Here is a 17,058-nt window from a genome sequence, read left to right on the forward strand (position 1 = left end):
CCCGGCGTCCCTAGGCTCGCTCGGAACCGCCCCGAGGAGTCCTGATGCCCGCCCTGCCCGAGTCCGACGCCCCCCGGCACCCCTACCGGAACCTGGTGCTGCTGTCCCTGCTGGCCCTGTCCGGCGGCCGCCCCGCGCACGGCCTGCTCGAACACGCGCACCGGCTGGTCACCGGAGCCCTGCCGCGCGGGCGGCGCCACCCGCGCCCCCACGCCTACCCGCGGGTGCGCCGCCGTGTGCTGCGCCGCTCCCTCAGCCCGCGCAGGTGGCACCTCAGAGGCGGCGCGGCGGGGCTGCGCCTGTCCCCCGTGGACGGCGCGGGCGGCGAGGCCCGGCTCCTGGAGGGGCTGGACGGTCTGGACGCGCGGGCGCGGGCGGCCTACGGGCTGCTGCGGGTGGAGGGCCTGTCCGCCGAGGGGGCCGCCGCCCTGCTGTCCTCGGTCGGCGTGCGCGACGCGTCCGGCGCCGTGGAGCGGGCCCTGGAGGCGGGGGGCGGGCACCAGCTCCCCGACCCCACCGTCGTCCGGGTCAGCGGCCGGGGCCCGCTCGTGGAGCGGCGCGCGCTGGCCGCCGTCGCGGTCCTGGCCGGGCTGGCCCTGGTCGCGCTGTCCCTGGGCACCGCACGGACGTTCGCGCCCGTGCTCTCCCCTGGCCCGGCGACGGTGGCCCTGGCCGACGCCCCCGAGCAGGAGGTCTGGCGCGAGCGCTTCCGGCTGGACCTGACCGCCTGGCACCCTCGGGGCGACGCGGTCGGCGACGAACAGCTGGTCCGGCGGGCCCTGCGCGTGTGGTCGGCGCACAGCGCCGAGGGCGGTGCCGACGGAGGCACGGAAGGCGGAGCACGGGTCAGAGGCGGCGCCGCCGACGGGGGCGCGGCGGCGGGGGTCGGAGCGCGGGCCGGAGGCGGCGCCGCGGTCCCGGCGCCGCGCGCGCCCCGCCTGGTGTTCGCGGGCGACGTGGCCGGGCACGAGGTGGTGCTCCTGCACGACGCCCCGTGGGTGGCGCGCTACACCGACGACGGCTCGGACGAGCGGGTGGAGGTGTTCGCCGAACCCGGCAACGGGGTGGCGAACTGGCCCGCCCTGCGCCTGGCCGACACCGGTGAGGGCACCCGCTACCTGCTGCCTCCGTGGGTGACCGAGGCCGCCTCCGCCCCGCTGGGCGAGCAGGATGCGGACTGGACGGACCTGGCGCACGAGGACGGCGTGACCGGGCCCGTGAGGACCGGGGAGCACTGCGGCGTGGGACCGGCGCTGCGTCTGCGCGCGCCGGAGGTGGCGCACGGGCAGCCCTACACCGCGATCGACCTGGGCGGCCTGGACACCGCCCACCTGGGCTACATGCCGCCCCCGCCCGGTGAGATCCGCCGCCTGGGCCCGCACGAGGTGCTCGACGCCGACAGCGGCTTCGGACTGTGGGGGCTGGCGGCCTGCGCCGGGGAACCGCCCGCCGAACCGGTCCGTACGGCCACGGCCTGGGAGTTCGCCCGCCAGGAACTGCCCGGCGGCGGCACCGGCCGGTGGGTGTGCGTGCGCTACGGGGCCCACGACGGCGGCGGCCTGGCCCGCACGGTGCTGGTGGCCGACACCGACGGGGGCACCGACACCGTGGTCGCGGGCGAGCGCGCGGGCGGCTGGGAGTGCAGCAACCTCGACCGCCAGGTGGCGGCGGGCACGTGGTGGCAGGCTGAGGACGGTCGGTGGCACTACCTGGCGGCGGCCTCCCGGGAGGCGGACCGGATCAGCGCGGAGGGCGGCGCCAGCGGCAGCGCGGAGGGCGGCGAGGCCATCGCCGTCGAGGGGCCCGAGGGCGGGGAGCCGCCCGCCGAGGAGGTCGGGCTCGTCGCCGTGGACGTGCGCGGGGAGGAGATGACCGTGCTCGCCCGCTGAGCCGCTCCGGGCCCGGGGGATCCGACACCGCGCGACGGTGGCCGGTTCCGGCCAGCACGTGTGTGAGCGGGCGCCGGGATACCCCGGGCCGCCCGGTGGTATCACTGGTCTGGATTCCCCGCGCAGACCGGAGCCGACTACCGAAGCGCGACAGGGCCGGGTTTCTCGGCCCTGGGAACAGTGGACTGCCCGGCCCCGGCCGTAGTGAGGTGTGACCTATGTCGATCTGGTCCCGTGGTGACCGTACCGGAAGGGTCGAGGAAGCCCTTCTGATGCTGGAGGGACAGGGGATCATCGACGGCCTGGAGATCCTGCCGGGCGAGACCAAGCCCTACCGCGTGCTCGTCCCCGCGGGCCTGGTCCACATGGACGAGGACGAGGCGTCGATGTTCGCGCTCGGCGCGGTCGTGGGGGCGTTCGGCGCCATCGCCCGCCAGCACGCCTGAACGCGGGCGCCTCAGCCGGAACCCGCTACCGGGCGGTCTCCGTGCGGCCCATGGTGCGCAGCACGGCGTCCAGGAGCAGATCCCGGACCATCGCGCGGTGCTCCGCGGTGTGCGCCACGGTCAGCTCGTTGTTGAACGTGGACAGGCACAGGCCCACCACCATCTCGGCGAGCGGGCGCGCGGGGCGGCCGTCCTTGGGCAGCTCCTCCACGAAGCGGGCGATCTCCACCGCCTCGCGCACGGCCTCCACCCACGGTTCGGTGCGCTCACGCCACCAGTCGCGCTGCGGACCGGGCTCGGAGCCCAGGCCGGAGGCGGCTGCGAGCAGCCCGCCCGACTCCAGCCACAGCCCCACCCAGGCGTCCACGACGCGGCCCATGTAGCCGTCGATGGTCTCCATGCGGCCGAAGGTGAGGTCGAGCCGGGAGGCGAACGCGGTCAGCCGCACGTCCACTGCGGCCTGGAGCACCTGGTTCTTGTGGTTGTAGTACCGGTAGACGGTGGAGCGGTCGATGTCCACGCCCTCGGTGATCTCCTTGTAGGTGATCTGGCTGAAGGGCTTGGCGCGCAGCAGGTCGACCAGGCTGCTCTGCAACTGGAGCATGCGCTGTGCGGCGCGCAGGCTGCCGCTCGTGCCCTGCCCCGCCTCCCTCGGCGCCGCCGTGCCCGATCCCTGTTCCGCCATCTGTCCCCACAGCCCTCGTCGACCGAACTCCCCCCAGCTTGCCGCACCGGGGAGACTTTCTCCAACACGGCGTTGGGGGAGGGGCGCACCACCGCGGTGGCGCGCCCCTCCCCCGCGCGAAGGCGCCGGAGGTCGGCTAACCCTCCCACTGGGTGGCGAGCTCCTGGACCCTGCGGGCGCGGTGCGAGGTCAGGAAGTCGCGGTACCAGTGGTAACTGTCCTTGGGGTGGCGCTCCAGGCGCTCGTAGTCGACGCGGACCAGCCCGAAGCGGCGGTCGTAGCCGTAGGCCCACTCGAAGTTGTCCAGCAGCGACCACACGAAGTAGCCGCGCACGTCCACCCCCGCGTCGATGGCCGTGGCCAGGGCGTCCAGGTGGTCGCGCAGGTACTCGATGCGGCCCGTGTCGCGCACCCGGCCGGTCTCGTCGGGCTGGTCGTCCTCGGCCGAGCCGTTCTCGGTGATGAAGATGGGCGGCAGGTTCGGGTAGCGCCGGTCCAGGTCGATGAGCAGGTCCGCGAAGGTGGCCGGGACCACCGGCCAGCCCATGGTCGTGTGCCGCACGCCCTCGACCTGCACCTGTTCGGTGCGGATGTCCACGGCGGTGCGCGCGGCCGGGTCCGCCTCGCTGTGGGGGGCGTCGCGCAGCATGATCGGCCGGTAGAAGTTGACGCCGAGGAAGTCCAGCGGCTGGCCGATGATCTTCAGGTCGCCGTCGGCGCGGTAGGAGTCGTCGGCCATCCCCTCCCAGACCTCGTCCTCGTTGTCGGGGTAGGTCCCGGCGAAGATGGGGTCGAACCACACGCGGTTGTGCAGGGTGCGGGCCCGCTCCACGGCGGCGCGGTCGGCCTCGGAGTCGGTGGCGGGCAGGAAGTGGTCGGGGTTGAGGGTGATGCCGACCTCCCCGGCGGCGGCCGCGCGCAGTTCGCCGGTGGCCATGCCGTGGGCGAGCAGCAGGTGGTGCGCGGCGGCCAGGGCGGGCGTGCCCTCCCTGGTGCCGGGGGCGTGGCGGCCGACGGCGTGGCCGACGAAGGCCGAGCAGAAGGGTTCGTTGAGGGTGATCCACCGGTTAACCCGGTCGCCGAGGCGGTCGGCGACGATGCGGGAGTACTCCGCGAAGCGGTAGGCGGTGTCGCGGACCCGCCAGCCGCCCTCGTCCTCCAGCGCCTGGGGCAGGTCCCAGTGGTAGAGGGTCAGGGCGGGCTCGATCCCCGCGCCCAGGATGGTGTCCACGAGGCGGTCGTAGAAGGCCAGTCCCTCGGGGTTGGGGCGGCCCTTGCCCGTGGGCTGCACGCGCGGCCAGGCCACGGAGAAGCGGTACAGGTCCACGCCCAGGTCGGCGAGCAGGGCGACGTCCTCGCCGTAGCGGTGGTAGTGGTCGCAGGCGACGTCGCCGCTCTCGCCGCGGGCGACGCGCCCCGGGACCCGGCAGTAGGTGTCCCAGATGGAGGGACCCCGTCCGCCCTCGTGTACGCCGCCCTCGATCTGGTAGGCGGCGGTGGCGGTGCCGAAGAGGAGGCTGGCGGGCAGTGTGGGCTCTTCCATGGCGTTCCTTTCCTGGGAGCGCTCCCAATCCTACCGAAGGTGACCTCCGACACCAATCATCCTTAAGTAGTCGAACAAACACCCTGAGCACGTGGAACACCGGTGCGGAACGTCCTCCCGCCGCCTCCGTCCGCTCCCGGTTCCGCCCGCGGCACAGGGACGTCACGCAAGCCGGACGGCCTCCCGTATCGTCACACTGCACGGCGCGCCCCTCCCCCGCCGACCCCCGCCTCCCCCGCGCGAGAAAGGACCCCATGAGCGACTGGATCGACTACTCCCAGAACCGGAAGATCCGGGAACTGGAGGAGAGTCTCGGCTCGGCCCACTACCAGATGGCCACCGAACGCCGCAGGATGCGCTCGGAGCTGTCCCACGTCCGGGGCACCCTCGAACAGAGGCTGGACCGCGTCTCGGCCTCCCTGGACGCCTTCATCGAACTCAGCGACGTGCGCGCCGTCCTGGCGATGTTCGACGGAGCCGCTCTGGCCCGCCACCGCACCCTCCAGATGCTGGACGGCGTGCCCGTCGCCCACCCCGACCTGGAGGACGTCCCCGACTACTGGCTGGTCCCGGCCGCCCTCGGTCTGCACGCCCTGCTGGAGGGCGACGCGGCCGCCGCCCGCGTCCGCTTCGACGAGGCCGCCCGGCGCGACGCGACGCGCGCGGGCCACTTCGCGGCGCTGGCCACCGCCCTGACCAGTGCCGACCACGCCCGCGCCATGGACGCCGCCGCGACCGCCGACCTGCTCCCCCGCCTGCCCTCCCCCACCGAGGAGGTGACCCGGGGCCAGCGCGCCCTGTGGCTGCTCACCGCCGACGGCTCCTTCGGCGACGACGCCCGCCAGCACCTGCTGCTGTCCACGCTGCGCGCCTGGTCCGAGGAGCGGGTCGGCGTCCCGGCCTCCGCGGGCCTGTCCGCCCTGACGGCGGACGCCTCCGGCGCCTCCCCCTCCCCGGCCCCCCGTGGGAAGAAGGCCGGAGGGCTCGTCGAGCGCGCCGAGGCCGCGCGGCGGATCACCGCGCTGCGCGAGGGCGTCGCCCGCGTCGTCGCGCTCGACGGCGAGGACGCCTCCCCCGCCGCGCTCGCCCCCGACGAGGTCAGCGCCGCGTTCCTCAACGACACCCTGCGCCTGCTCGTGGAGGAGGGCAGCCCCGAGGAGGCCCCGCTGCTGGCCCGTGCCCGTGAACTGCGCGCGGTCATCGAGAGCAGCGGTGAGGGCGGGCCACCGCAGCGGTGGACCGACCCCGTGGGCACCGTCGCCTCCCTGCTCGGCGACGACCTGGTCCGCCAGGACGCACCGCCCCACCGCCGCACCTTCGCCCTGGCCCTACAGCGCCCGACCGTGATGGAGCGCGCCGAGGAGCTGGTGCGCGAGGCCGCCGCGCCGGTGGAGGACTCCACGACCCTCCAGGTGCAGGGCGTGCGGGTGACGCTCTCCTCCCACGGCGCCGAACCCCGTGAGCTGGAACGCGCCCGCACCCAGCTGCGCGAGCGCTGGCGCGACACCGGCTCCGCCCGGACCTACGCGTGGGGCCTCCTCGCCATGACCGGTCTGCTGGCGGTGCTGGGACTGACTTCGGCCAACGGCCTGGTCTGGTTCCTGTGCGTGGCCACCGCGGTGGGCGCCGGGATCGCGCTGATGGTCGACCAGACCAGGCGCGCCGAGGCCCGCGACACCGCCGAGGCGACCGTCCGGCGGTTGGACGCCCACATCGCCGAGGCCGCCGAGAAGTGGCGTGAGTCGCTGCTGGCCTCCGAGGAGCACGCCGTCACGGCCAGACACGAGGCGGGACGGATCGACCGCCTGCTCAGCACCTGAGAGAAGAAGGACACCAGGGGACATGGGACTGTTCTCCGCGCGGACCAGGCTCCGCAGCGACCCGCAGGGATTCTTCCAGGGTCCGATGGCGCACGCGCTGGCCTCCGGCGCGCACATGCCCACGGCCAACGGCGGGGTGTGGAACGCGGTGCACTCCTCGTGCTCGTGCTGCGACGCCCAGGACGAGCGGGACAAGCTCCGCGACTCCTGGGGCGTCACCGACCACGCGGGGTGGGACCGGGCGCTGCGCGGCCTGACCGACGACGCGCGCCCCGCGACGGCGCTGTCGATCGTGCTGGACCTGCGCGCCTGGAACATGGCGCTGACCCCCGGCTGGGCCTTCGACCCGAGCACCTGGCCGGACCTGATCACGCGCTGGTGCCGGGAGCAGGGCGCCGCCCCCGGTCTGTACGAGGAGCTCGTGGCCGCGGCCGCGCAGGTCTGGGAGTACGAGGAGCGCATGGTGCGGGACGGGGTGCTGCCCCCGGGCACACCGGTGCGCACGGCGCGCGCCTACGACTTCGGACGCGCGGTCAACCTCGCGCGGTGGGGCGTCAACGCCGGGTACGCCGACGAACGCACGGCGCACGCGCACATCCTGCGGGCGGGCGGGCAGTCCATGCGCTACCACGGGTCGTGGCAGGAGATGTCCGCCGGTTTCGTGCTGGGGCGGGCGATGGCCTTCGACGAGGGCTCGTTCGGCCCGTACTACACCGACTCGGTGCGGGCGCACGCGGTGCTGGCCAAGGACCCGCGGAGCCCGTGGCTCCACCTTCCCTGGCGCATGTGAGGGACGGGCGGGGGTGGCGGCTCTCAGCCGCTCTCCCGCACCGGCCCGGCCACGAGCAGCCGCATCTCCAACGGCAGCTCGCTGATCCCCCGGGTGGTCAGCCCGGCCGGGCGCAGCAGCGCCTCGTACTCGCGCTCGGTGCGCTCGGCCCCGGTGGTCATCACCATCATCTGCATGTCCAGGACCAGCGACAGCCAGGGCAGGCCGTCGTCGGGCAGGACGCGCTCGGCGATCAGCACGAGCCCGTCGGGGGCCATCGCCTCGCGGCAGTGGCGCAGCACGGTGCGGGCGTCCTCGTCGGACCAGTTGTGCAGGACCCGGCTGAGCAGGTAGACATCGGCGCCCCGGGGCACGCCCCGGAGGAAGTCGCCCTCCACCAGCTCGCACCGCCCGGCCTCGACGAACGCGCCGAGGCGGGCGCGGGCGGCGGCCAGCGCGGGCGGGCGCTCCACGAGCACCCCGCGCGCGTGCGGCGCGCGGGCCAGGACGGTGGCCAGGAGCTCGCCGTCCCCTCCCCCGAGGTCGACGACCGTGCGGACTCCGGTGAAGTCGTGGACGTCGGGGACGGCGGTGGAGAACCGGCCGCCCGCGGCCATCCCGGCCGTGTAGCGCGCCGCGTCCTCGGGGTGGCGCTCCAGGTGGGTGAACACGTCGGTGCCGTGGGCGGCCTCGAAGGCGGTGCCGCCGGTGCGCACGCTCTCGCCCAGGCGCGCCCACGCGGCGGTGAACATCTCGCTGTCGTAGAGCAGCGCCAGGTCGGCCATGCCCGAGGGGTGGTCCCGGTGCAGGGCGGCCCCGACCTCCGTGGGCCGGTAGCGCCCGTCGCGGCGCTCCACGACCCCCACGGCCGCGAGCAGGCGCAGCAGGCGCCCCAGCCGGTCGGGGTGCAGGTCCAGTTCACCTGCCAGGGCCGCGGCGTCGGCGGCGCCCCCGGCGAGGCGGTCGAGCACGCCCAGTTCGACCGCGGTGGCCACCGCCCGGGCCGCCCACGGCCCGGTCATGAGCCGCAGCACCTCGCGCTCGGCGGATCCGTCCCCCGTCATCCCCACCTCCGTCAACAGACTCTCAGAGCCAACCGTTGCGACGGAAGACAACGTAGAGGCTCAGGCTCGTCAGCGCCATGAGGGCCAGGGCCAGCGGCCAGCTGAACGCCCAGTGGTAGTCGCCGCCCGGGGAGATGTTCATGCCGTAGACGGAGGAGATGAGGGTGGGCACGACCAGGATGCCGCCCCAGGAGGAGACCTTCTTCATCGCCTCGTTCTGCGCCTGGTCGATGAGGGCGCTGTTGACCGACATGATGTTCTGCAACAGCTGGCGGAAGCCGTCCACACGCTCGCGCACGGCGGCGACGTGGTCGGCGACGTCGCGCAGGCGGTGGTGCAGCTCGCCGCGCCGTTCGGCGGGGATGCGGAAGGGGTCGGCGGAGGCGAAGCCCTGGCGGCGCGTCGGGGAACGGGCCCCCTCCGGTTCGACGAGGGCGTCCGCGAACGGCTGCGGGTCCGGGGGCCCGGGGCGTTCGGGGTCGTGGACCAGCGGCCCCATGAGCCTGTCCAGGACGCCCCCGAGGGGTTCCACGGCGCGCGAGAGCAGGATGACCTCGCGGGCGAGGCGGTAGGTGCGCCGTGAGGCCCGGGAGTCGCCGCCGAAGACCTGGTTCTCCACCTCGTCGATGTCGTCCTGGAGTTCGGAGACGACGGGGGCGTAGCCGTCCACGACCAGGTCCAGGACGGCGTGGACCACGGCCAGGGTGCCGTGCGCCAGGGCGCGGGGATCGGCCTCCAGGAAGTCGCGGACGCTCTCGAAGTCCACCTGCTCGGTGTGGCCGATGGTGACCACGAAGTCCCGCCCGGCGAAGAGGTGGATCTCGTCGACCTCGACCGACTCGCGTGCGGTGTCGTAGCGAGCCGGGCGCAGCACGAGGAAGAGCACGCCCCGGTAGACCTCGGCCTTGGGGCGCTGGTGGGCGACGATGGCGTCCTCCAGTGCAAGGGAGGGCAGGCCGAAGAGGCGGGCGACCTCGGTGAGCTGGTCGCGGTCGGGGGCGGTCATGCTGACCCAGGCCATGAGGCCGGGGTCGCGCTCGGCGGCGCTGCTGGCCTCGGCGACGGTGTCGGCCTCGCGCTCGCGGTGCCCGTCGCGGTAGAGGAGCGCGCGGACCGGGCCGGGCGAGCCGCGGTCGGGCAGCGCGGCCCGCCCGCGGCCCAGGTCCATGATGCGTTCCGGCGCGGAGTCGCTCATCTGCTGTGCCCCTCCTGTGCGTGGTCGGACGGCGCGCCTGCCCATCGGCACCGGACCGGTGGGGAGGCGCTCCCTGGAGGGACTGCCCCGAACGGGGCGGGGCAGTCGGCCGGGACGTCCTGCACGCGGCGGGCGCGGGGCGGGCCGGGGCACGGACGCGGCGCTCGTGCCGGGCTCCGGAGGGGGGCCTCAGCCGCGCAGCCCCGAGGCGCGGACCGTGATGTTGAGCCGCCCGTCCAGGCCCAGGCCGGGCGGCGCGGTGCCGGGCCGGGTGCGGGGGACGCCGTGGTAGGCCATGCGGGAGGGGCCGCCGAAGACGAACAGGTCCCCGCTGCGCAGTTCGACGTCGGTGTGGGGCCGGGTGCGGGTCTCGGTGTTGCCGAAGCGGAACACGCAGGTGTCGCCGAGGCTGAGGGAGACCACGGGTTCGCGGGAGAGCTCGTCGCGGTCCTGGTGCATGCCCATGCGCGCGTCGGCGTCGTAGAAGTTGACCAGGGCGACGTCGTAGGGGTCGGCGCCCGGTCCGGGAGGCGTGCCGTAGGCGGCCTCCACGGCCCGGGCAGCCAGGTCGCCGAGCAGGTCGGGGAAGGGCTGGACGGGTGTGCCGTCGGGCAGGAGACGTGCGTAGGAGTAGGACTGCCGGCGCCGGGAGGGACCGGGGTCCCGCGCGCCCCGCCTCTCGGCGTGGGGGTTGGGGCCGGGGCTCCAGTGCCAGCCCAGACTGACCGTCCGCACGCTCATCACCCCGCCGCGCGGCATGGCGTGGCGGCGCATCCCGGCGGGCCCGCGCGCCCAGTCACGGCAGCGCCGGACCAGGTCGGCCTGGTCCTCGGGGCTCAGCCACCCGGGCACGTGCACGGCGCCGGGCGCCACCTGCGCGGGCGGGCGGTCGAACAGCGCGTCGCTCATGAACACATGCTGCCCCGCGCGGGCGGTGGGCGCCAGCGCGGGGCAGTGGCGGAGCGGGTCAGCGGCGCAGGAGTTCGCGGACGTTGACCACGAGCAGCAGCACCACGATCACCGCGATGGGGACGGTGATGGCGATGCGCCAGTTGACCACGAACGCGGCCACGACCCCCACGACGAGCCCGACGACCACCGCGATGACCGCCAGCCCGATGAGGTACTGGACGAACTTGCGGCGGGCCACGGAGTCGACGGCGGCGAAGACCACGACCACGCCGATCATCGCGTAGAAGGTGTACTGCCCGTTCAGGACGAACATGGGCAGCGCGAGCGAGATCAGCAGGAGCGGGGTGCTCAGGGCCACCCACAGGTGCAGGAAGCGGGTGGAGCGCTGCGTCCCCGAGGAGTAGGGCAGGTGCGGGGCCTTGAGGTGCCCGGTGGGCGAGGGCACCAGGGGCGTGTCCGCGGCCAGGGCGCGCAGGTGGGTGTCGCGCTCGTCGGCGGTCAGCACACGGGTCTCGTAGACCTCGCCCAGCTCCATCTCCAGGGCGGCGATGCGCTCGGCGTACTCGCGGGCGCGGGGCCGTGAGTGGGCCTCGCGCTCCAGGACGATGCGGGCCGAGTGGAGCTGGCGCAGGCGGTCGCGGCGGCTGATGACATCGGCGTCCAGGGCACGCAGCCGATCGTCCAGGGCGCGCACGTGGGCGCGCAGCTCGGCGCGGGCGGCGGGTTCGGTGGGGGCGACCTTCTGGAGGCCCACCCACGCCAGCGGGTCGGCCCAGGAGCGGCGGATGGTGCCGTCGCGCTCGTAGCGCGGGCCGCTGGGGGCGCGCTCGCCGTCGAAGAAGTCGCCGGTGTCGCGTCCCCACAGGCCGCGGAACCCCGTCAGCCAGGAGGTGTCGTCGTCGATGAGGACGGCCGACCACTCGCGGTCGCCGCCGGGGCCCAGACGCATGCCGTCGCCGCGGGCGTAGTCGACGAAGGGGACGCCGATGCCGTGCCGGTTCAGGGCGCTGTCGGCCCGGAAGATGCGGTGGGTGATCCACCGCCAGGCGCGCATGGGGCCGCGTAGGAAGGAGGGGTCGACCTGGATGAGGTAGTCGCCGGGCAGCATCTGGTGGGAGTGCGACCCCGCGCCGACGTAGACGATGGGGTGGTCGCCGTCCCGGTGCAGGTCGGGGTCGTCCCAGCTGCGGCGCAGGTCGTCGCCGTGGTACTCGTGCGAGGAGGCGCCCACCCAGACGGGGCGGGTGGTGCCGTCGGGGTTCTGCACCACGTAGACGGTGACGCGTTCCCAGTCGGCCTCGTGGTCGTTGACGCCGCCGTAGATGGTCCGCCAGTCGTTCATCGCGTAGAAGAACCAGTACTGGAGGATGGTGTAGCCGCCCTCGCGGGTGACGCGGCCGTAGTAGGTGACGCCGCCGTTGTCGACGCGCTCGCGGTAGCGGGTCACCGCGGCGAAGGTGAGGCCGCCGGGGACGGCCCCGCGGATGAGCAGGGAGAGCTTCATCAGGATGTCCAGGACCCGGCCCAGGACTCCGACGGCGGCCAGGCGGCCGCTCTTGGGGATGACGGTGCGGGCCACGCCCTTGTAGCGGCGGGCCTCCTCGCGCAGGGTCTCCTCCTGGACGAAGCGCAGGTGCTTGTGGCGTCCGGGCCACTCCTCCTCGGCCCGGGAGAGCCGGTCGAGGGTGAGTTCCCCGGCCGGGACGAGACGGCTCTCGCCGCCGCCCGGCTCCTCGATCCACAGGCTGCAGTTGCGTACGTAGGCGTCCACGTCGGTGGGGAAGAAGAGCTCCCCCTTGGTGCACATGAGCACCGGTTCGTAGGCGCGGAGGAGTTCGAGATCAGATTTCGCGGCCATGGTTCGCACCAAGCTAGTGCATTCCGGAGACGCTCCGTACCGGTGCGGCGAAGTGGCGCGAGTGACGGATGTCGCTTGTGGGACGGGGCTGGCGCGCGCATCCCAGTACTGCGTTCCAGCGAGGAAACCACTTGCCAACTTGGAAAGTGAGTGTCATGCTGGCAACAGGTTGAACGAACGGAGAACGACATGCACAGGGACGAGGCGCTGGACGCGCTGGAGCGGGCGGAGACGGTGGGGACGCGGGTGCGCTCGCGAGGCGGGTGGTACATGCTGTTTTCGGCCCTGTTCGCGGCTTCGACCTTCGCCCTGACCGTGGTGATCGGCCTGTTCCCGTCACCGGTCTCGATAGCCGTGACCACCGTGGGGTTCTTCGTCGTCGTGACGGCTCTGCTGATCTTCGCGGCCCGCCAGCCGGTCTCCCCGCGACTGTTCGGGCCGCTGCACGTCATGGCGATGCTCGGCTGGGGAACCGTCTACGGCGTGACGCTGTTCGTCGGCAACCGCTTCTTTCCCGGGGACCCGGTGTGGTGGGTCTCCGGAGCCGCCCTGGGCGCGGTCCCCCCGCTGGTCGCGGGATGGCTGGCGACTCGCGGAGGCAGGAGCGCCTGATGGAGCATCCCCGCAGCAGACTGGACGAGGTGATCCACTCCCCCGTGCGCTTCTCGGTCGTGGCGGCGCTGGCCGCCGTGGACCGCGCGGAGTTCCGCTTCGTGCGCGACACCGTCGAGGTCTCCGACTCGGTCCTGTCCAAGCAGGTCACGGTGCTGGAGAACGCGGGCTACGTGAAGGTGCACAAGGCCGCGGTGGGGCGGCGCACCCGCACCTCCCTGTCACTGACCGCTGAGGGGCGGGCCGCCTTCGAACAGCACGTCCGGGCGCTGCGCGACATCGCCTCGGGCGCGTACGTCCACGTCCCCGACCCCGAGTGACCCCGTCTCCTCAGATCGCCCGTCCCTGGACCGCCTGGCCCTGGACGGCCGGTGCCGTCTCCGGAGGAGTCCGCGTGCTCACGGGCTCCTCCTCCCGGGCGGGGGCAGGCACGGCGGGCCTCTGGGAGCCGTCGCCCCGGGCCGCTCCCGCGCCCGCGACCACCACCAGGGCCATGCCCGCGACCTGCACGAGGGCGGGCGCCTGGCCGATGACCACCAGGCCCATCACCAGGGCGACCGCCGGTTCCAGACTGGAGAAGGTGCTGTAGGCGGTGCGGCTCATCCGCTGGAGGGCCACCATCTCCAGCAGGAAGGGCACCATCGGGAACAGCAGCGCGATGAGCAGGGTGAACAGCACCAGGTCGAGGTCGAAGTCGGCGACCAGGCCGGGGACGCCCAGTGGCGCGCTGACCACCGCTCCCACGGTCATGGTCAGGGCCAGGCCGTGTACGGCGCCGAACCCGGCGCCCACCCGCTGGGTCAGCACGATGTAGCCCACCACGCAGACCGCACCGGCCAGGGCGAAGCCGACCCCGACCAGGTCGAGCTCGCCCTGCCAGGGGCGGGTCAGGCAGAGCACGCCCGCGACCGCGGCGAGGATCCACACGAGTTCGCGGCGGCGGCGCATGGCGGCCACGGCCACCACGAGGGTGCCGAGGAACTCGATGGAGGTGGCGGTGCCGAGTTCGATCCGCGCCGTGGCCTCGGAGTAGAACAGCATCATCCCCGCGCTCGCTGTGCCCAGGATCACCACGGCGCCCAGTTCGCGCCGCGTCGCCGCGCGTACGGCCCGCCACAGGGAGCGACCGCCCAGGGCCAGCAGCAGGAGCGCGGCCCAGGTCAGCCGGAGCCAGGTGACGGTGGCGGGGCTGGCCTGGGCGAAGGCGGTGACGGCCAGCGCGCTGCCGGTGTGCAGGGTGAACATGCCGATGAGCAGCATGAACGGCGCCGGTACCCCGAAGCGGGCACGGCGGAGCGAGGGCACGAGAGAGCGGATCACTCGACCATTGCATCGACGGGGTTCGTTTCTGTCCACGGACCATTGGTTGACGGACCATGTAGTTTCGGTGGATGGATTTCACCCGGTTGCGCCTGCTGGTCGAACTGGAGCGGCTGGGCACGATGGCCGCGGTGTCCGAGGTCACGGGCATGAGCACGTCGGCGGTCTCCAAGCACTTCGCCGTCCTGGAGCGGGAGGCGGGCGTTCCGCTGATCGCACCCGACGGGCGGCGGGTACGCCTGACCCCGGCCGGGCGGCGGCTGGCCGAGCACGCGGTGGGCATCCTGGCGCGGGTGGAGGCGGCGCGGGCGGAGTTCGACGGCGAGGGCGAGCCGGTCGGCCGCGTCGACCTGGTGATGTACACCACAGCGGCGCCCCTGGTGCTGCCCGCGCTGCGCCGTCTGCGGCGCGACCATCCCGGGATCGACATCCACCTGACCGAGCACGAGTCCGAGCACGCGTTGGAACTGCTCCAGGACGGGCGGGCGGACCTGGGGGTGGTGTACCAGTACAGCCTGCTTCCCCGGGATTTCCCGGGGACACTGACGGTGCACCCGATCGGGAGCGAGGACCTGCTGCTCGCCCAGCCCTCGGAGGGCGCCGACAGCCGCGCCCTGACCCGGCGGCGGCTGCGGGAGCTGACGGACGCGGCGTGGATAGCCAGCCCCTACCGGCGCGACGAGGAGGCGCTGGTGCAGCGCATGTGCGCCGAGGCCGGGTTCACGCCGCGCATCGTCCACCGGATCGACAACCTGGAGCTGTTCGAGGAGCTGGCGGCGGAGGGCCTGGGGGTGGGCGTGGTGCCGCGGCTGTCGGCGGTGACCCGGCGCGGGGTGGCGCACGCGCCCCTGGGCGAGCTCGGCGGAGTCCGCCGTGTCTACCTGGCGGGCCGCACCGGCGGATGGGCGTGGAAGCCCATCCGGCTGGTGGCGGAGTACCTGCGGGAGTCGGCCGCGAGCGTGCTGGGCGGAGTGGCCGGATAGTGCCGGAGCCCGCGGACGGAGCGAGGGGGCTCGGGTGGCGCGGGCAGGGCCGGAGACCTCAGCCCGCGATGGCGAAGGGCCCCACCGACGGCACGGGAACCTTGCTGGCGGCCTCGCGCATGGCGGTGAGCAGGGGCTCGGGCGAGGAACCGGCGCGGGAGAGGGCGACGATGTGCCGGCGCGCGCTCTCGCGCACACCCCGCACCACGATCCGCGGCGTACTCAGGCCCGTCCAGGCCAGGCGCGGCATCAGGGCGACGCCCAGCCCGGCCTGCACCAGGGAGAACACGGCGCTGAAGTCGTCCACGGTGTGCACCACGCGGGGCTGGAAGCCCACCTGGTGGGCGGCGCCGGACACGCACTCGTGCCAGGCGGTGCCGGGCGCGGACAGGATCCAGTCCTCGTCGGAGAGGTCCTCGGCCAGGTGGAGGCTGGTGCGCGCGGCCAGCGGGTGCTGGTAGGGCAGGATCGCGTCGAACAGTTCGACCATGACCGGGTCGACGCGAAAGTCGGGGTCGCCGCTGGCGGGCAGGTGGCCGGTGGACATGGTCAGGGCCATGTCCAGGCGGCCCGAGCGCACCATCTCGGCGCTGTGCTCGGGGTCGGCCTGGACGACCTCGAAGGACCAGTCCGGGTGACTCGTGCGCAGGCGCGCCAGGGCCGGGGCGATGAGGTCGCTGATTCCGGTGGAGAAGGCGCCGACGCGGACGACGCCGCGGTCGCCCTCGGCGTACTCGGCCAGGTCGGCGGTGGCGCGCTCCATCTCCGCGAAGATGACGTGCGCGCGCTTGAGCAGGACCCGGGCGGCCCCGGTGAGCAGGAAACGGCGACCGTTGCGTTCGACGAGGGGGACCCCGGCCTCCTTGGCCAGGGCGGCAAGCTGCTGGGAGACCGCCGACGGGGTGACGTTGAGCGCCTCCGCGGTCGCCGCCACCGTGTGGTGGTGGTCGAGTGCCTGGAGGAGCTGTAGCCGCCGAACGTCGATCATGACCTCCAACTTATGGCAGTACGTACAGATTTCAGGGTGGTTTCGCACGCGTTGCACAGGTTAGGGGCGTGATTCCATGCACACTGTCAGCGAGCCCCCCACCAAAAGAAAAAACCGTTCTTCTTCTCTTTTGGCAATCTCCGACCCCTCTTTCTCCGTGTCGAGCACGTTCCGGTCGATACAGACACGTACAGTCGGTTCCACAGCTCAACCACGGGTCAGCCCCGGGGGGATCAGCACCCAATGCTGGTGAAACGGGTGAGAAAAACATGCAAAATTCGCTGATGACCAAACCTCGACAGTCTGACGTCGGTGTGCTCAGCTTCCGCTACCTGGGAGCTCACGAGGTGGAGGAACTCGCGGACCTGTGGGGCGCCCTCCACCAGCAGCACACCCTGACGGCCCCGCACCTGGCGGACATCATCGGCCCTGTGAGCCTGGACGAGTCCTGGAGGCGCCGCCGCGCCCAGTACACGGCCTGGCTCGCCGACCCCGAGACCCTGGCGATCCTCGCCGAGAGCAACGGCGACCTCGCCGGGTACGCGATGGTCACCATCCGCGACAACGCCCAGGGCAGCTGGGACCGCGGCGCGCGGGGTGCGGTGGTGCAGACCTTCGCCATCGATCCCGAGTACACCGGAAGCGGTGTGGGCTCCAAGCTGCTGGAGGAGGTGCGCCGCCAGCTCGCGGGCATGGGCGTGCGCGACATCGAGTTCTCCGCGCTGGCCACGGCCTCCGAGGACATCCGCTTCCTGGAGGAGGAGGGCTTCCGGCCCTTCGTTACCACGATGGTCTGCCGCGTGGACGCCTTCGGCGCCCACGACTAGCGCCCGGAAGAGGAACCCCCTTTCGACCTCCCGGAGGCCGGAAGGGGGTTTTGCGTCAGCCCGAGGGGGTTGGCGTAGAGCGTCCCGCGATGGTGCCCCGCAAGGGGCGGGCCCTCAGCAAAGCGCAACCGTGCGCCCGTAGAGCGC

Annotated in this window: 16 protein-coding genes; 8 read left to right on the forward strand and 8 right to left on the reverse strand. The window is 73.5% G+C overall.

All coding sequences use genetic code 11. The features are described from left to right. Positions 1-44 precede the first annotated feature (44 nt). A complete protein-coding gene (locus ACSIH6_RS15375; RefSeq protein WP_435108971.1) occupies positions 45-1,889 on the forward strand; it encodes a hypothetical protein in 1,845 nt (614 codons plus the stop codon). Between the two features lie 272 nt (positions 1,890-2,161). Continuing rightward, positions 2,162-2,335 (forward strand): hypothetical protein, encoded by a 174-nt coding sequence (locus ACSIH6_RS15380; RefSeq protein WP_435108973.1) that lies wholly within the window; start codon positions 2,162-2,164, stop codon positions 2,333-2,335. Between the two features lie 25 nt (positions 2,336-2,360). Here ACSIH6_RS15380 and ACSIH6_RS15385 read toward each other — a convergent pair whose 3' ends face one another. Further along, positions 2,361-2,939 carry a TetR/AcrR family transcriptional regulator gene (locus ACSIH6_RS15385; protein ID WP_435109025.1) on the reverse strand — a complete coding sequence of 193 codons (579 nt, stop codon included), beginning with the start codon at positions 2,937-2,939 and terminating at the stop codon, positions 2,361-2,363. A gap of 217 nt (positions 2,940-3,156) precedes the next feature. Beyond that, positions 3,157-4,563, reverse strand: a complete 1,407-nt coding sequence (locus ACSIH6_RS15390; RefSeq protein WP_435108974.1) for a GH1 family beta-glucosidase — start codon at positions 4,561-4,563, stop codon at positions 3,157-3,159. 254 nt (positions 4,564-4,817) lie between these two features. Here ACSIH6_RS15390 and ACSIH6_RS15395 point away from each other — a divergent pair, with 254 nt between their 5' ends. Then, on the forward strand, positions 4,818-6,383 hold the full coding sequence (locus ACSIH6_RS15395; protein ID WP_435108975.1) for a hypothetical protein: 1,566 nt from the start codon (positions 4,818-4,820) through the stop codon (positions 6,381-6,383). Between the two features lie 22 nt (positions 6,384-6,405). Beyond that, entirely contained in the window at positions 6,406-7,173 is a 768-nt protein-coding gene (locus tag ACSIH6_RS15400) for a DUF1266 domain-containing protein (RefSeq protein WP_435108976.1), read from the forward strand. Between the two features lie 23 nt (positions 7,174-7,196). Here ACSIH6_RS15400 and ACSIH6_RS15405 read toward each other — a convergent pair whose 3' ends face one another. From ACSIH6_RS15405 to ACSIH6_RS15420, 4 genes are all read right to left on the reverse strand, one after another. Further along, positions 7,197-8,216 carry a methyltransferase gene (locus ACSIH6_RS15405; protein ID WP_435108977.1) on the reverse strand — a complete coding sequence of 340 codons (1,020 nt, stop codon included), beginning with the start codon at positions 8,214-8,216 and terminating at the stop codon, positions 7,197-7,199. 22 nt (positions 8,217-8,238) lie between these two features. Continuing rightward, entirely contained in the window at positions 8,239-9,411 is a 1,173-nt protein-coding gene (locus tag ACSIH6_RS15410; RefSeq protein ID WP_435108978.1) for a magnesium and cobalt transport protein CorA, read from the reverse strand. Positions 9,412-9,600: 189 nt separating this feature from the next. Next, positions 9,601-10,320 (reverse strand): alpha-ketoglutarate-dependent dioxygenase AlkB family protein, encoded by a 720-nt coding sequence (locus ACSIH6_RS15415; protein WP_435108979.1) that lies wholly within the window; start codon positions 10,318-10,320, stop codon positions 9,601-9,603. 58 nt (positions 10,321-10,378) lie between these two features. Beyond that, complete coding sequence (locus ACSIH6_RS15420; RefSeq protein ID WP_435108980.1) at positions 10,379-12,181, reverse strand: NPP1 family protein; 1,803 nt, start codon at positions 12,179-12,181, stop codon at positions 10,379-10,381. Between the two features lie 189 nt (positions 12,182-12,370). On the opposite strand from ACSIH6_RS15420, the gene ACSIH6_RS15425 reads away from it, so the two are divergent. Next, a complete protein-coding gene (locus tag ACSIH6_RS15425; RefSeq protein WP_435108981.1) occupies positions 12,371-12,793 on the forward strand; it encodes a hypothetical protein in 423 nt (140 codons plus the stop codon). Continuing rightward, on the forward strand, positions 12,793-13,113 hold the full coding sequence (locus ACSIH6_RS15430) for a winged helix-turn-helix domain-containing protein (protein WP_435108982.1): 321 nt from the start codon (positions 12,793-12,795) through the stop codon (positions 13,111-13,113). Before ACSIH6_RS15425 ends, ACSIH6_RS15430 begins: the two co-directional genes overlap by 1 nt. Positions 13,114-13,123: 10 nt before the next feature. Here ACSIH6_RS15430 and ACSIH6_RS15435 read toward each other — a convergent pair whose 3' ends face one another. Continuing rightward, on the reverse strand, positions 13,124-14,113 hold the full coding sequence (locus tag ACSIH6_RS15435; protein WP_435108983.1) for an EamA family transporter: 990 nt from the start codon (positions 14,111-14,113) through the stop codon (positions 13,124-13,126). 71 nt (positions 14,114-14,184) lie between these two features. Here ACSIH6_RS15435 and ACSIH6_RS15440 point away from each other — a divergent pair, with 71 nt between their 5' ends. Further along, entirely contained in the window at positions 14,185-15,096 is a 912-nt protein-coding gene (locus ACSIH6_RS15440; protein WP_435108984.1) for a LysR family transcriptional regulator, read from the forward strand. Between the two features lie 58 nt (positions 15,097-15,154). Here the strand turns inward: ACSIH6_RS15440 and ACSIH6_RS15445 are convergent, their stop codons facing one another. After that, positions 15,155-16,084 carry a LysR family transcriptional regulator gene (locus tag ACSIH6_RS15445; protein ID WP_435108985.1) on the reverse strand — a complete coding sequence of 310 codons (930 nt, stop codon included), beginning with the start codon at positions 16,082-16,084 and terminating at the stop codon, positions 15,155-15,157. Positions 16,085-16,368: 284 nt separating this feature from the next. Here ACSIH6_RS15445 and ACSIH6_RS15450 point away from each other — a divergent pair, with 284 nt between their 5' ends. Continuing rightward, positions 16,369-16,911, forward strand: coding sequence for a GNAT family N-acetyltransferase (locus tag ACSIH6_RS15450; RefSeq protein ID WP_150255041.1), 543 nt, complete (start codon positions 16,369-16,371; stop codon positions 16,909-16,911). The last annotated feature ends 147 nt before the right edge of the window (positions 16,912-17,058 follow it).

It is taken from the genome of Nocardiopsis synnemataformans, assembly GCF_965343085.1.
Lineage (GTDB): Bacteria > Actinomycetota > Actinomycetes > Streptosporangiales > Streptosporangiaceae > Nocardiopsis > Nocardiopsis alborubida.

Excerpts from the sequence above, each read along its gene's own strand:
- ACSIH6_RS15375 (WP_435108971.1), top strand. The coding sequence starts at position 45 with ATGCCCGCCCTGCCCGAGTCCGACGCCCCCCGGCACCCCTACCGGAAC.
- ACSIH6_RS15380 (WP_435108973.1), top strand. The coding sequence starts at position 2,162 with ATGCTGGAGGGACAGGGGATCATCGACGGCCTGGAGATCCTGCCGGGC.
- ACSIH6_RS15385 (WP_435109025.1), bottom strand. The coding sequence starts at position 2,939 with ATGCTCCAGTTGCAGAGCAGCCTGGTCGACCTGCTGCGCGCCAAGCCC.
- ACSIH6_RS15390 (WP_435108974.1), bottom strand. The coding sequence starts at position 4,563 with ATGGAAGAGCCCACACTGCCCGCCAGCCTCCTCTTCGGCACCGCCACC.
- ACSIH6_RS15395 (WP_435108975.1), top strand. The coding sequence starts at position 4,818 with ATGAGCGACTGGATCGACTACTCCCAGAACCGGAAGATCCGGGAACTG.
- ACSIH6_RS15400 (WP_435108976.1), top strand. The coding sequence starts at position 6,406 with ATGGGACTGTTCTCCGCGCGGACCAGGCTCCGCAGCGACCCGCAGGGA.
- ACSIH6_RS15405 (WP_435108977.1), bottom strand. The coding sequence starts at position 8,216 with ATGACGGGGGACGGATCCGCCGAGCGCGAGGTGCTGCGGCTCATGACC.
- ACSIH6_RS15410 (WP_435108978.1), bottom strand. The coding sequence starts at position 9,411 with ATGAGCGACTCCGCGCCGGAACGCATCATGGACCTGGGCCGCGGGCGG.
- ACSIH6_RS15415 (WP_435108979.1), bottom strand. The coding sequence starts at position 10,320 with ATGAGCGACGCGCTGTTCGACCGCCCGCCCGCGCAGGTGGCGCCCGGC.
- ACSIH6_RS15420 (WP_435108980.1), bottom strand. The coding sequence starts at position 12,181 with ATGGCCGCGAAATCTGATCTCGAACTCCTCCGCGCCTACGAACCGGTG.
- ACSIH6_RS15425 (WP_435108981.1), top strand. The coding sequence starts at position 12,371 with ATGCACAGGGACGAGGCGCTGGACGCGCTGGAGCGGGCGGAGACGGTG.
- ACSIH6_RS15430 (WP_435108982.1), top strand. The coding sequence starts at position 12,793 with ATGGAGCATCCCCGCAGCAGACTGGACGAGGTGATCCACTCCCCCGTG.
- ACSIH6_RS15440 (WP_435108984.1), top strand. The coding sequence starts at position 14,185 with ATGGATTTCACCCGGTTGCGCCTGCTGGTCGAACTGGAGCGGCTGGGC.
- ACSIH6_RS15445 (WP_435108985.1), bottom strand. The coding sequence starts at position 16,084 with ATGATCGACGTTCGGCGGCTACAGCTCCTCCAGGCACTCGACCACCAC.
- ACSIH6_RS15450 (WP_150255041.1), top strand. The coding sequence starts at position 16,369 with ATGACCAAACCTCGACAGTCTGACGTCGGTGTGCTCAGCTTCCGCTAC.